Raw genomic sequence first — 13,475 nt, 5'->3', positions numbered from 1 at the left:
TCACTCCTGCATAATTAATTGGACATTTCGCGTACCGACGGCGTCCTGAGCCAGAGCCGTCACGACACATCGACGACGTAGCACCAGAACGCCCCCCTTCAGTTGGGCGACGTCGGCATAGCTGAGAAGTTTGTCAGGATGCAAAACGATGATTCGCCCCAGCTCGTCACTGAACTCCAGAGGCAGACGCGCAAGTTTTCTAACGGGGATTGCGGGTAACAATCGGTGTTGTAGTGAAATTTTCACGCGGACTCCGCATGCCAGCGCTTCGTGGATCGTTACCACCGACATGTTGTCCGCGCAGCCCTCGGCAATTTGCTCCAGCAATGGCAGGTCCGCCTGCAGGAGGTGGAGCGACGAGTACTGGCAGCACAATGTCCGTGGTTCGATTTCCCGTAACTGCGCGACGCTAAGCGAGAGCGTGCTTTCCGCGCGTTTTTTTAATCGGGAAACAACCTCCTCGATAATGCGTTGCAGCAGTTCGTTGTTCATCGTGGGCTCACCAGTGTGGCAAATGCCTGCGGATTATCAGCGCCCGCAGCATTGGCTTCGTCGGTATCGATATGCATCTCAAGGCGCATATCCGGCGAAACGCGTACGGCGACGTTATCGAAAATCAGTCGACGTTCATCGCCATTAATGGCAACAGAGACTTTATCGCCATGGGAAACGCGCAGGATTAGGGCATCGAGCGGCGACATATGGATATGGCGTTGGGCGACGATTACCCCGGATGCTAAGTCCAGTTCAGCAAATGGACTGATAAGGCGAACGCCTGGCGTGCCCTCGATACTGCCTGACATCCGTAGTGGAGCAGCAATTCCCAACGTACGAGCGTCGGTACGAGAAATTTCGACCTGACTGGTGCTACGCAGTGGGCCGAGTAAGCGCACATTTTTTAACTGACCTTTTGGTCCCACCAGTGTGACGGTCTGGTCTGCTGCATATTGTCCGGGCTGCAGCAGCTCTTTTTTCTCACTAATAGGGTGATTGGGAAACAAGCGGTCGTAATCTTCAGCGCATAGATGAATATGACGATTAGAGATCCCTAGCGGAATAGGGCGCTCACGCATTTCATCCAAAACTTTGGTGACCGTTGTCTCCAGTTGCTGTTTATCCATCACGCTTCACCTCGTTTGCCTGAGTGCAGACAAAGAGAGCGCGGCTCGCCCTTTTGACGGGGGCAGGCAGGGTCAAGACACAGATTGCAGCTAATCAACTCTGCATCTTGTGGCGCTTCGGGCGCTGCATGGTCCTCAGTCATCTCTTCATGTGGTACGACCGGTGTCGGGGCGGGCGTTGGCTCAGACTCCGGGGTGACGCTATGTGACAGAATGCCATCCCCTGGTCTGGATATGACTTTGTGAGCCACCAGTCCATCTCGCTGGTCAGCGAAACTGACACCGGTGGAAATGGCCGCCTGGACGGAGGCCACATCCCCGATTATCTTGATCACCATCCAGCCTGAACCGTTGGTTTTTTCGAGGCCCACCAGCGTGATGGAGGCGGCTTTCGCCATGACGTCCGCGCAACTGATGGCTAATGCCAGACCACTAACTTCAAGTAATCCCAGTGATTGCTTCACGCTGTGCTCCTTGGTTGCAACGACTTATGCGGATTTAGGTAAAATGGCTTCAACGTCGCTGTGCGGACGCGGGATAACGTGGCAGGATTTCACCTCGCCAACGGCGCTTGCTGCAGCGCTTCCTGCATCTACGGCAGCTTTCACTGCGCCGACATCGCCGCGAACCATAACGGTGATAAGGCCTGAGCCGATTTTTTCGTAACCAACCAACTGCACGTTTGCGGATTTCACCATGGCATCAGCGGCTTCAATAGCGCCGACGAGCCCTTTTGTTTCAACCAGTCCCAGTGCGTTATTCATACTGCTTTTCTCCTGTGGGTTATGAGTGGCATTCCCGAAATGGAATGCCTTTAACCAGCCGCGCAGCGTTATTACCAATGCTGCGTCGGGCGTGGTTATCTTGTTGATACGTCAGCGTAAATAGTGGCGCTGATGTGGGTAAGTTTTTATAGTGCACGACCAGTTTTTCGCGATTGCAGCCAATGCCAACCATCAGCGGCGATTGGCAAGCCGCCAGCCATGCGTTGTGGATAACGTCAGTTGACGGGCTCTCCTGAATCAGAAAGGGGATCCCTTCTTCTTCAATACCCAGCAGCACATCACTCCAGACGTCAGTGCATCCAGCAGTGGCGAAGATAACGATGGCTGGTGTGGTGAGATTACTTTCCATGAGCGAATGCCTTGTACCAGGAGAGAATCAGCCCTGTCGCGACCGCGTTGCGCGGACCTTCGGTGCCTCGAATGTTGCCGCGCCCGGCAACCAGGCGATAGTGTGCCAGCGCATCGGTGACCAGTTGCGGAACTTCAAAGTCCAGGGATGAGCCGCCAACCAGAACCACAAAGGGAATATCCCGAATGTTCCCGGTCGGACTCACCTGACGTAGCGCTCTGAGTGCGTTGGTGACGAAAACGCGTTCCTTAGCGCTGCGGCGAATGGCCCGGACTTTCTCCAGCGCCAGTTCGCCTGGCAGTGGCACCAGTTCATCGGGTTTTACTACGCATACGCGGGCAAAAACCGTTGGTGGGAGAGGTGTAGGGAAGAACTGGACGCTGCCATCTTCGTGGCGAAGATGGAACAAGCTCTCGACTTTAGCCAGCGGGTACTTTTTGATCTCTTCAGCGAGATAACGGTCTTCCAGACCCAGTTCACGGGCAATAATCATCGTGACCATATCGCCCGCACCCGCCAGGTGCGTGGCGATAATTTCGCCTTTCGGGTTGATGATGGAGGCGTCGGTCGATCCTGCACCGAGATCCAGAATAGCCAGTGGCCGCGTCGTGCCGGGGGTGGTTAAGGCCCCCAGAATGGCAGCTTCGGCTTCGGCGCCGCCAACCTGGACGTCAATGTTGAGCTTTTGCGTGATTTCCTGAGCAATCATCGCCATTTGCAGGCGGTCTGATTTCACCATGGAAGCAATACCGACAGCCTGTTCCAGCGAGAACTCACCGGCTAGCCCGCCGGTCACGCTGACGGGAACCGAGGTATCGACTGCCAGCAGGTCCTGAATAAAAATTTCGTGGCTGGGTTTGTTGGTTAATTCAGCCATTGTCTGGCGCACATGCTCCAGCATGCCGCCAATATTGGTGCCAGCCTCTCCGGTGACGTTATCCAGTTTCGGGCATTCACCAACCGCTTTCATAATCGCTTCAGCGCCAGCTGCAACGTCGACCCGTACGGTACGACCCTGTGACTGTAGCTCCAGATTTCCGGCAGGAATGGCTCGTGCTTTCACATCACCTGACGGTGTTTTCACAACCACGGCAGAACGGTTGCCAATCAGCGCCCGCGCCATCGGGACAATGTTTTTAGTCTCGTCGGCGTTGAGGCCAAAAACGGTCGCAATCCCGTAAGGGTTAGAAAGCGTTTCAATGACTTTTCCTGGAATTGCGACCTCAATGGCAGCCAGCATACCTAACGGGATGCGGTCGATATGAAGGACTTCATCGACGATAGGCAAGGGATGAGTCAGACGATTACTGACCAATACGCCATCGTCCTGCTGCAAAATAACGCCAGTTAACTTGTATCCGGCGCGGACGGAGGCATTAATCATCGTGGCGACATCGGCGAAATCAAATGCCGATGACACCACCAGAATATAGGGCGTATCCGCCGGACGGCTGAGCAGGTCTTCCGGCGTAATAGTGACGCCAACGCCTAATCCGACGCCGCCCGGCGTTTTAGGGTTATGGCCGATCATGGTGGATTCAGTGATGATGGTTTCGGTTATCGTTTCCATCGCGACGTCACCAATGACCGGGGTGGCTTCATTGATACGGATGAGCGAAATATCGCTGACATTGATACCGGCGTTTTTTGCTGCCAGCGAAAGTGCCTCCTGAATACCAAACACATTACGTAATGTGCCTTTAATTCCGGTGGTTTCTGCCAGCGCGCTGCCGGTGATGCTCAGTGCGCCAGACTCATCGAGGGTAGCCAGAGCGACTTCCGTTGATGAGTTGCCTATGTCAATGCCAGCTATATATCGCATGATCCTGTCCCTGAGTTAGTCGTCGCCTTTGAGTTTTTTACGCTCAACGTACAGCGCTGCCGCTTCACGAACGAAAGCTGCACAGATCTTTGCCTGATAACGATTTTCGAGATCGTCAGCGATAGCCATCAGCTCGTCTTTCGTTGAGCGGTATGGGCGCAGCGCGTTGTAGATCTCAAGAATGCGATCGTCAGGTACAGCGGTTAGCTCAGCTGCACGCTCGAAGTTCATCGCCAGTCTGTCACGTCCGGCATCTTTGGCGATTTCCGCCTGAAGGCGCAGCGTTTCAGGGGTGATGCGCATGTCCTGCGCCGTCACTTTGTTGCTCAGAACATTTTCGAGCGTGAAGTCATCCAGAGTTTTGTTGGTTGCGGTTTTTACCCACTCAGGATGTTTATTCGCGAGAGGGTAATCCGTGACTTTCGCGGTATGTGCTGATGAACTCGCCGCGACCGGCGTCGCGGACTCGCCTTGCAGGCTGTTCATCCGGCTTAGCACATCCCGAACCATCGATTCAATTGCGTCGGTATTCATGGAGTTATCCTTTATCAAAGCGCCACGCGCAGTTCCTGCGGGTTTTTGCCCGTCACGACGTATTTGGTCTCTTTAATGTGCAGAATGGCCGATTTCGCCTGGTACTTAGGACGAGCCATCTGGTCATTCAGAGTAGGGACCGGTTGCGGAGATTCACGCTTGGCATAACGCGCGGCGTTTTTACCGATCTGACGATAGGTTTCCAGCGTCAGAAGTGGTGCCTGAGGGAACAGCTCCAGGTTAGAAAGCGGCGGTAACCCCTGCTGGTGGATTACCGTGGTGCCTTTTGACTGGATGCCGATAGAGATCCCGGAACCGCTCAGACGGTTACCTTCCACGGCGACAAATGCCACATCGGAGGATTTAAAGCAGCGGATAACGCGCGCTTTAATGCCTTCTTCTTCAATACCCGCAATCACTTCGCGCAAGATGTTCTTATGCGGGATCCCTACGATATTGACGGTTTGCGACAGTCCAAACGCGGGACCTACGGCAATAATCACTTCGTCCTGCTGCTGGCCTTGTTTGGCTTCGCCAATCTCGGTCAGAAAGCTGTCGCCCTGCGCCGCTGCAGCCTGTGGCGCGCTAGCCGCTGTCGATGCGCGGAATGAGACGGGTTTGTCGCTGGTTTGCATTTCAGACAGTACGTCTTCAATTATCTGGCGCAGCAGCTTTTCATTGATTTCCATTTTTCACCCCTTAGCCAAGTTCGTTGGGATCAAGTGCGCCAGGGATGTTTTTGATCTCTTCCCAGCGTTCGCCTTGTAGGCGATAACCTGTTGCCGGACCGGCATAGTCATTGACGTCATTTACTGCGGATAGCACCTGTCCGTCGCCAACGATAATGGCGGAGGTATGCAGATAATCCCCGGTTAACTTGGCTTTCTGGATGTTGAGCATGTCCTGAGCGACATCGGTAAACCCGCCCTGAGCAAGGGCTTTCACCACTTCCAGACCGTTACGGTTTTTATTGATGATCTCTTGCGCAAACTTGATATCTTCAACGATGTTTCGCTCCGGCATATCTTTCGAACCGTGGGCGTAAGTCGCCGCTTCCACTTCTTCATCAGTGATTGGCGGTAATCCCATCCCGGCAAAGACGGCCTGCAGTGCACGTGCCGCTTTATTACGAATGGCGATAACGTCTTCTTCACGAACCGGACGCAGACCCCCATCTACCTTGAGGTCTCGCTGGAGGACGTTGTAGTCGTCAAAATCTTCGGCATCCTCGTTCGAACCCGCAAACATGTTGTCGTAGTTCGGCACAGCGGAATAACCGGAAGAAATGAAGTCAGTACCCGGCAGGAACTGCATCAGCAGGCGGGCAGTACGACGCATATCCGAGTGAGTAAAGGTTTGGTCGTTGCTGGAGGCACACTCCAGATCCAGGGAGGAACAGATCAGGTTTTCAGCTAACACCGCACGAATGCCTGACGGCACAGCGGAAGGCACGCCGATGCAGCTTACTGAGCCATTTTGTAAACCCTGTACGCCAGCGGCTTTGGTGATGTAAATACAGCGGGCTTCGAGGTAAAGCATCGATTTACCTTCGGCGTAACCCATCTGAACTTCTGAGCCAGAACCGGAGGTAAAGCGCATTTTCAGACCGCGTGAGGCGTAGGAAGAGGCGAGGAAGCCTTTCGACCATGGCGTGTCATCGCCGTCGGTAAAGACGGGTTCAGTACCATAGACGGAGATAGTTTCCGCGTAACAGGTGTGGCCTAACATACCGAGTTTAAGTTCGGTCGCCTCTTCCAGCGAGCACTGGGTTAATACGCCAGGGCGCCCAACCTGTGAGCCGACTAACAGCGCAATGGCGTTAAAGGGTGCATAACGCGCAACGGCAACCGTCGTTTCCTGTTCGTCAAATCCGCGCCAGGCGCCTTCAGCCGCATCAGCGGCAATCTGCACCGGATTATCTTTAACGTTAGTGACGTGCGCCTGCTGAGACGGTGTACGACGAGCACGCATTTTCTGCATGGCCATCATCATCTCAACGACGTTCATATGGGACACCACTTCGACAATTTTTGCAGGGGTCATTGCGGTGGTCAGCGGCACAATGTCTTTGCGCTTCACGTTAGGATCGCAAAGCATATTGGCAAGTTTTACTGAGTCCATCGCCATGACTTCTTCAGCGCGCGCCAGGTTAATGCCATAGCGGGCAATGAAATGGTCAATTAAGTCAAATTCACTGGCGGATTTTCCGTCCAGTTCAGTGACTGTACCGTTGACGATTTTAATCGACGGTTTAGGGTCGTTCGGGCTTTCCATCGCAATGAAGCCTTCTTCGATCCACTCCTTAACGAAGCCATCCTGATTCACAGGGCGCTTCGCCAGTGCTTCAAATCTTTTCGATCTCATGAATCAGCCTCACTGATATCAGATGTAGGACGGACGATCGTTTTTCGGTTCTGAGCCGAGGGTCCCGAGTACGGTTTTACCGATTTCGCGGGCGGAGATAACGGCCTGACGTACAGCGCCGGAATCGCCTGAAATGACCAGAATGGCTTCGTTACTGAAGCTGGTGCCATGGGCAGGGGAGCTGTAGGCCACAACTTCCACGTTGGCGGATTTCAGCGCAGTATCAGCCATCAGGACACCAACGGATGCCGGGGCGCCGACGATCACGCCACAGGCACGGCCAATCGGTGCACCAAAGGCTTTTTCCAGCGCGTAGCTGGCGCGTGCGGTGTATTGCATTTCGATGTGACCGGCTTCGTTGGCATAAACATCGCCAAAGGTGCGATCTAGTTCTTTCAGCGCAACCTCAATTCCGCGTTTCACGTCAGAAACATCGTTGCCGCCGAGAATAATCAGCGAACCGTGACCCGCGCCGCCTTTGGTATCACGTGGCAACTCAATACTGACGACTTCAGTATTGGTGGCTTTTACCGCTTCATCTGCGGCCATGATGTGCGGGCCTGCACCAGTACGCGCGCCAAGGATGCCAATGGAGCGATACCGTTTTTCAAGTTTCATTGCGTCCAGTAGGGCGCTGTCCACGTTGGCGATTACCAGACCGACGGTGTCGCCAATCGCAGTACCGACAAACTCCGTTAAACTGCAGCTTTTCTCTGCCATAGCCGTTTCTCGTGTTGGAGGATTATTTTCAGGGATAGCCTGCTGTTCCGGCGTTGCCACGCGAGCAATCACCTGCGCCATGATCTGATCAACCAGCTCATTGCTGCTCATTAGCTAATTCCCTTCGGTAAGATTTTTTCTACATCGGTGTGAGGGCGTGGGATGACGTGTACGGCTTTCACTTCTCCCACATTACGTGCTGCGGCGGCACCTGCATCTGTTGCTGCTTTGACTGCGCCAACATCGCCGCGGACAATGACTGTTACCAGCCCCGAACCAATTTTTTCGTAGCCGACCAGCATTACATTGGCTGACTTCACCATTGCATCTGCGGCCTCTATGGCTGCAGTCAAGCCTTTGGTTTCTACCATTCCTAACGCTTCTTGTTGCATAAAGACCTCGCCTGGGTTGTCCCGATGTTCATGACTATAAAAAGAAGCGAGGAAAAAGAATGGCTGACTTGAAATTGAGAGTGAAAAAATAATAGAGGTAAGGTGATATAAAATTGCTATTAATTATTTTAACTTGTTGTTTTTAATGGTTATATTTAATCTCATTGATATGATTATTTAGTTATGTCAGTTCCACATTTACACTTTTTCTGGTGACATTATAAATATCATTTGCTATGCGAAAAAAAAGAAATTGTGATGGTGGTTTGAAAACGGATTTCTGCTAATAGCAATATTTTATTGTTTTGAAAATGTCCGTGTAATACGCGTAATCCCGATTGTCTCTAATGTTTTAATAAAGTGCGTAGCAAGAATTTGCTATTGCACCACGATTTTAAAGGGCAAGCTATCCGCAGAATGCCAACAATTTGCTGATACGGCCTTTTATAGTAAGCCTCGAAGTATTCTACTTGCCAGTAAGGAGTCCGCTGGTAAAGACACGAACTCTGCTTAGAAGGTGTCACAATGAACGATTCACTAAAAGCGCAATGCATTGCTGAGTTTTTGGGTACCGGGCTATTTTTGTTTTTTGGTATTGGCTGCCTGAGCGCTCTGAAAGTCGCAGGTGCCAGCCTGGGATTGTGGGAAATCTGCATCATTTGGGGTCTGGGGATCTCGCTTGCAGTCTACCTGACAGCCGGGATCTCTGGCGCGCATCTCAACCCTGCTATCACCATCGCACTGTGGCTGTTTGCCTGTTTTCCGGGGCGCAAAGTTTTACCTTACACTGTGGCGCAGGTCGCGGGGGCCTTTGGTGGCGCTTTGCTGGCTTATTTGCTCTACGGCAGTCTGTTTACCGAGTATGAGTCGGCCCACCAGATGGTGCGCGGCAGTCTGGAAAGCCTGCACCTTGCCAGTATTTTTAGTACTTATCCTGCGGCGGCGCTCAGCGTCTGGCAGGCAGCGTTGGTCGAAGTGGTGATTACCTCCATTCTTATGGGGATGATCATGGCGCTGACTGACGACGGTAACGGCGTTCCTAAAGGTCCGTTGGCGCCATTGCTGATTGGTATTCTGGTTGCTGTTATCGGCGCATCCACCGGTCCGCTCACCGGATTTGCGATGAATCCGGCGCGTGATTTTGGTCCTAAATTGTTTGCCTGGATGGCCGGGTGGGGAGATGTTGCAATGACCGGCGGGCGTGATATCCCTTATTTCATTGTACCGATTGTGGCCCCTATCATCGGCGCGTGCGCGGGTGCAGCAATTTATCGTTATTTGATTGGCAAAAATTTACCCTGTAATACGTGTAAGCTGGACGAAAATGAGAGCTAGCTTCACAGAAGAAGTTTATTTTTGAAAAGTAAAAACTGTTTTCGTGATCCGGTATCCTGAACTGCCCAAAAAGTCTCCCAAGAATGGGAGACTTTTGTTATGTTCAATTACGACTTTCATCAATGCTCAGGATGGCAGGGTGAAAATGAATGTGAATAATATGTTTTATTTATAACAATAAATTAACTGAGAGGTTTTATCATGATTTCTGCGAGTGCCCTGAACTCAGAACTCATTAATAAAATCGCACAGGATTTTGCGCAGGCCACCAGTCTGGCCGTTGTGGTTGTCAATATTCACGGTGATGAAATTTCTGAGCTTTTTAATTTCACCCCTTTTTGCCAGTTGATGCGTCAGCATCCTCAGCACAGTACCCGTTGTCGTATGAGCGATCGCTGTGGAGGGCTGGAAGCCTCTAAATCCGATCAACCCTGCATCTATCGCTGTCACGCCGGACTTACCGATTTCTCAATTCCGCTGGTCATTGCGGGGCACCTGGTAGGGTTTGTGCTTTGTGGCCAGGTACGCTTAAGTAACGATGTCGGTTTGGTTGATATTCTGAATGTAGATGACCGCTGGCAAGCCGATCCCGAACTGGTCAACGAGTTTCGTAATGTACCGGAAATGGACTATTCGCGAGTCATCGCCTCAGCGGATCTGCTGAAGCTCATCGTAGAAAATTGCCTTAAGAAACAACTTAATTTTGTGGTTATCAAAGATAACCCGCAGCAGTCAGAGCCGGTACGCGCTAACCGCAGCACCAATCCTCATGACAGCAAAATGAAAAAAGCACTGCGCTATATTGATGCGCATTTATCAGACGAATTGCGTCTGGAGGATGTCGCCTCTCATGTTTACCTTAGCCCTTACTATTTCAGCAAATTGTTCAAAAAATATCATGGTATCGGTTTTAACGCATGGGTAAACCAGCAGCGAATGGCCAGTGCAAAAGAGCTGCTTTGCCACAGTGACTGGAGCATAGCCAGCATTGCGCGTAATTTAGGATTTTCGCAAACCAGTTATTTTTGCAAAGTTTTTCGTCAAACGTATCAGGTCACGCCGCAGGCATTTCGCCAGCAAATAAATGTCATTTCACGTGGCGAGTCCGCTTAAATAGCAATATTTTGCTATTGCCGATTTTTGATATAGGGCGCTATGCCAGTCATTATAAAATGAAAAGTAGCGACAGCAGTCAATAAATTGTCATAGCGCAACAAAATAATAGTATTAGAGGGATAAACTGCACCAGTTTTTATTTTTGTGATGAGATACAGTGTCTCTGTGAATGACTTTCTTTATTCTTTGTTGGCGCTTTCATTCAGAATGCGAGCATATGAATAAGTGAGTTTAGGCCAGGTAATTGGTTGAATGAACCCGGCAAGATATTAAATTGAATTATTGTCATGAGGTCGTGAATTTACCTCATAACAGAGAGCATAATTAATCAGGCTCTTGAACTGACAGGTTTGCCACATTTGTGGTAGGGAAGGGGGTGAGAATCCCCCGCAGCCCCCGCTGCTGTGATGCTGACGACCCCGTATTGACCACTGATCGCAAGATTGGGAAGGACGGGTGAGGATGACGCTAAGCCAGAAGACCTGCCTGTCAGTGACTACCAACAACTTCGGTGGGAAGTGGGTGGTTCAGATGCATACAGTCGAGAGACTGGGTATCTTTACACCCCTACCACCCTGAACAGGATCAGGGTATGGCGGCCAATTTTCACGCTTTTGTTCTTGCAGGTACCGGAAGCGGCTGTGGTAAAACCACGGTGACGCTGGGCTTGTTGAGCTTGTTGAAAAAACGCGGTTTACGCGTCCAGCCTTGCAAAGTAGGCCCCGATTACCTTGATACCGGCTGGCATACCGCGGTATGCGGCACTGCTTCCCGCAATCTTGATAGCTTCATGCTTCCCGTCCCCACCCTGAATGCTTTATTTCGCGAGCACATGCAACATGCGGATATCGCCGTTATTGAAGGCGTTATGGGGTTGTATGACGGATACGGCACCGACCCAAACTACTGCAGCACCGCCGCGATGGCCAAACAGTTAGGCTGTCCGGTTATCCTACTGGTTGATGGCAAAGCCGTTTCCACCTCGATCGCCGCGACGGTAATGGGGTTTCAGCATTTTGATCCAACCCTGAATATTGCCGGCGTTATTGTTAACCGGGTTAACAGCGAAACGCATTACCAGCTCCTGAAAGTGGCGATTGAGCGTTACTGCGCTGTACCCGTCTTAGGCTACGTTCCCCGTATGGAAGGCGTTGCGCTTCCCGAGCGTCATCTGGGTTTGGTTACCGCGCGTGAGTCGGTTATCAACCCGCAGCCGTGGCAGGCGTTTGCCGCGACGCTGGAGCAAACCCTTGATATCGACGCGCTGCTGAGATTAAGCCAGTTAGATACGCTTCCTGCTGGTGAATGGCCAGCGCTGCCCGCCGCAGACGCCGGGGCAGGGCTAACGCTTGCCATCGCCGATGACGAAGCGTTCAATTTCTACTACCCGGACAACATTACGCTTCTGGAGCGCACGGGGCTTAAGATTGTCCGTTTTAGCCCGTTGCACGACACCTGTTTACCCGACTGTCAGATGATCTGGCTGGGGGGTGGCTATCCTGAGTTACATGCTGCGGCGTTGGCCCGTAATATTGCAATGCTTAACCAACTGCGGGCGGCGCACCAGCAGGGTGTCGCGATTTATGCCGAGTGCGGGGGGCTGATGTATCTCGGCAGTTCGCTGGAAGACAGCCAGGGTGATACCTGGTTGATGGCGGATATCATTCCCGGTCACAGCAAAATGGGAAAACGTCTGACCCGATTTGGCTACTGCGAAGCGCAGGCCGCGCAGCAGACGTTGTTAGCTGCAGAAGGCGAAGTGCTGCGCGGACATGAATTCCACTACTCCGATTTTACCCCTGAAACCCCCGCGGTGATGAACTGTCGCAAAGTGCGCGATGGCAAAACGCTGCAAGCCTGGTCCGGCGGCTGGCAGGTGGGAAATACCTTTGCCAGCTATCTACACGTTCATTTTGCTCAACGTCCGCAGATGCTTAACCACTGGCTGGCAGCCGCGAGGAGCGCACTATGACCATCCTCGCGTGGTGTGTTGCCTGGCTGCTTGATTTTATCATCGGCGATCCGCAGAACTGGCCGCATCCGGTGCGCTGGATTGGCAATCTGATTTCTGCAGTGCAGCGAGTTGTTCGGCGTTACTGCCATAGCGACCGTGCGCTACGCATCGGTGGCGCGGTGATGTGGATTGTGGTGGTTGGGCTGACCTGGGCTGTGTCCTGGGGAGTACTGGCGCTGGCGCACTCTATTCATCCCTGGCTTGGTTGGGGGGTTGAGGTCTGGATGATCTTTACCGTGCTGGCCGGGCGCTGCCTGGCAAATGCCGCGCAGGATGTCGAGCGTCCGCTACGTGCCGGTAACCTTGCTGCAAGTAGGGAAAAGCTGTCATGGATTGTGGGACGCGATACCTCGCAATTACAGCCACAGCAGATCAATCGCGGCGTAGTGGAAACCGTGGCTGAGAACACCGTTGATGGCATTATCGCGCCGCTGTTCTTCTTGCTCCTCGGCGGTGCGCCTCTGGCGATGGCCTACAAAGCGGTAAACACCCTTGACTCCATGGTGGGCTACAAACATGAAAAATACCGCGCTATCGGTATGGTCAGCGCTCGTCTGGACGATGTCGCAAATTATATTCCCGCGAGACTAAGTTGGCTGCTGCTGGGCGCAGCGGCATTTTTATGTCGCCAGGACGGCGCGCGTGCTTTGCAGATTGGCTGGCGCGATCGCTACAACCACAGCAGCCCCAACTGCGCGTGGTCAGAAGCGTCCGTTGCCGGGGCATTAGGAATTCGTCTGGGTGGTCCTAATGACTACTTTGGCGAGCGCGTTGAGAAACCGTGGATCGGTGATGCACAACGCGACATTTCGGTAGACGACATTTCCCATACGATTCGATTGATGTGGGTGGCATCGATGCTGGCACTGGCGCTGTTTATTGCGCTGCGGTGGCTGCTGGTCGGTGTAGCCTGAGGACAACAC

Annotated in this window: 15 protein-coding genes and 1 riboswitch; of the genes, 4 read left to right on the top strand and 11 right to left on the bottom strand. The window is 52.5% G+C overall.

Annotated features, from left to right (window positions below):
* Genes pduM through pduA form a run of 11 tightly spaced genes read right to left on the bottom strand, consistent with a single transcriptional unit; the run spans nucleotide 1 to nucleotide 8,087 of the window.
* On the bottom strand, nucleotides 1–492 hold the full coding sequence (gene pduM / locus WC7_RS11485; protein WP_016153534.1) for a microcompartment protein PduM: 492 nt from the start codon (nucleotides 490–492) through the stop codon (nucleotides 1–3).
* Complete coding sequence (locus WC7_RS11490) at nucleotides 489–1,121, bottom strand: phosphate propanoyltransferase (protein WP_016153533.1); 633 nt, start codon at nucleotides 1,119–1,121, stop codon at nucleotides 489–491. Before WC7_RS11490 ends, pduM begins: the two co-directional genes overlap by 4 nt.
* The gene (locus WC7_RS11495) at nucleotides 1,121–1,585 is read right to left on the bottom strand and encodes a BMC domain-containing protein (protein ID WP_016153532.1); all 465 of its coding nucleotides are present in this window, start codon (nucleotides 1,583–1,585) and stop codon (nucleotides 1,121–1,123) included. The genes WC7_RS11490 and WC7_RS11495 overlap by 1 nt, the downstream gene beginning before the upstream one ends.
* A gap of 24 nt (nucleotides 1,586–1,609) precedes the next feature.
* The gene (gene pduJ / locus WC7_RS11500; RefSeq protein ID WP_001057752.1) at nucleotides 1,610–1,885 is read right to left on the bottom strand and encodes a propanediol utilization microcompartment protein PduJ; all 276 of its coding nucleotides are present in this window, start codon (nucleotides 1,883–1,885) and stop codon (nucleotides 1,610–1,612) included.
* A gap of 19 nt (nucleotides 1,886–1,904) precedes the next feature.
* Nucleotides 1,905–2,255, bottom strand: a complete 351-nt coding sequence (locus WC7_RS11505) for a glycerol dehydratase reactivase beta/small subunit family protein (RefSeq protein WP_016153531.1) — start codon at nucleotides 2,253–2,255, stop codon at nucleotides 1,905–1,907.
* Entirely contained in the window at nucleotides 2,245–4,077 is a 1,833-nt protein-coding gene (locus WC7_RS11510; RefSeq protein WP_016153530.1) for a diol dehydratase reactivase subunit alpha, read from the bottom strand. Before WC7_RS11510 ends, WC7_RS11505 begins: the two co-directional genes overlap by 11 nt.
* Nucleotides 4,078–4,092: 15 nt before the next feature.
* Nucleotides 4,093–4,611: a propanediol dehydratase small subunit PduE gene (pduE, locus tag WC7_RS11515; protein ID WP_016153529.1), complete on the bottom strand. Its 519-nt coding sequence runs from the start codon at nucleotides 4,609–4,611 to the stop codon at nucleotides 4,093–4,095.
* 14 nt (nucleotides 4,612–4,625) lie between these two features.
* A complete protein-coding gene (pduD, locus tag WC7_RS11520; RefSeq protein ID WP_003844241.1) occupies nucleotides 4,626–5,300 on the bottom strand; it encodes a propanediol dehydratase medium subunit PduD in 675 nt (224 codons plus the stop codon).
* A gap of 10 nt (nucleotides 5,301–5,310) precedes the next feature.
* Complete coding sequence (gene pduC / locus WC7_RS11525) at nucleotides 5,311–6,975, bottom strand: propanediol dehydratase large subunit PduC (RefSeq protein ID WP_003030249.1); 1,665 nt, start codon at nucleotides 6,973–6,975, stop codon at nucleotides 5,311–5,313.
* An 18-nt stretch (nucleotides 6,976–6,993) separates the two neighbouring features.
* Nucleotides 6,994–7,806, bottom strand: a complete 813-nt coding sequence (gene pduB / locus WC7_RS11530; protein ID WP_016153528.1) for a propanediol utilization microcompartment protein PduB — start codon at nucleotides 7,804–7,806, stop codon at nucleotides 6,994–6,996.
* Nucleotides 7,806–8,087, bottom strand: coding sequence for a propanediol utilization microcompartment protein PduA (pduA, locus tag WC7_RS11535; protein ID WP_003030255.1), 282 nt, complete (start codon nucleotides 8,085–8,087; stop codon nucleotides 7,806–7,808). Before pduA ends, pduB begins: the two co-directional genes overlap by 1 nt.
* A gap of 525 nt (nucleotides 8,088–8,612) precedes the next feature.
* On the opposite strand from pduA, the gene pduF reads away from it, so the two are divergent.
* The 4 genes from pduF (at nucleotide 8,613) to cbiB (ending at nucleotide 13,466) form a co-directional block, all read left to right on the top strand.
* Entirely contained in the window at nucleotides 8,613–9,422 is an 810-nt protein-coding gene (gene pduF, locus WC7_RS11540) for a propanediol diffusion facilitator PduF (protein ID WP_016153527.1), read from the top strand.
* Nucleotides 9,423–9,623: 201 nt separating this feature from the next.
* A complete protein-coding gene (gene pocR, locus WC7_RS11545; protein WP_016153526.1) occupies nucleotides 9,624–10,535 on the top strand; it encodes a transcriptional regulator PocR in 912 nt (303 codons plus the stop codon).
* Between the two features lie 332 nt (nucleotides 10,536–10,867).
* Nucleotides 10,868–11,043, top strand: a riboswitch (cobalamin riboswitch).
* An 87-nt stretch (nucleotides 11,044–11,130) separates the two neighbouring features.
* A complete protein-coding gene (locus WC7_RS11550) occupies nucleotides 11,131–12,510 on the top strand; it encodes a cobyrinic acid a,c-diamide synthase CobB (protein ID WP_016153525.1) in 1,380 nt (459 codons plus the stop codon).
* Complete coding sequence (gene cbiB, locus WC7_RS11555; RefSeq protein ID WP_016153524.1) at nucleotides 12,507–13,466, top strand: adenosylcobinamide-phosphate synthase CbiB; 960 nt, start codon at nucleotides 12,507–12,509, stop codon at nucleotides 13,464–13,466. The genes WC7_RS11550 and cbiB overlap by 4 nt, the downstream gene beginning before the upstream one ends.
* Nucleotides 13,467–13,475: the final 9 nt, after the last annotated feature.

The organism is Citrobacter sp. KTE151, from assembly GCF_000398845.1.
GTDB lineage: Bacteria > Pseudomonadota > Gammaproteobacteria > Enterobacterales > Enterobacteriaceae > Citrobacter > Citrobacter braakii.
This window is presented reverse-complemented; position numbering and strand designations above follow the sequence as displayed.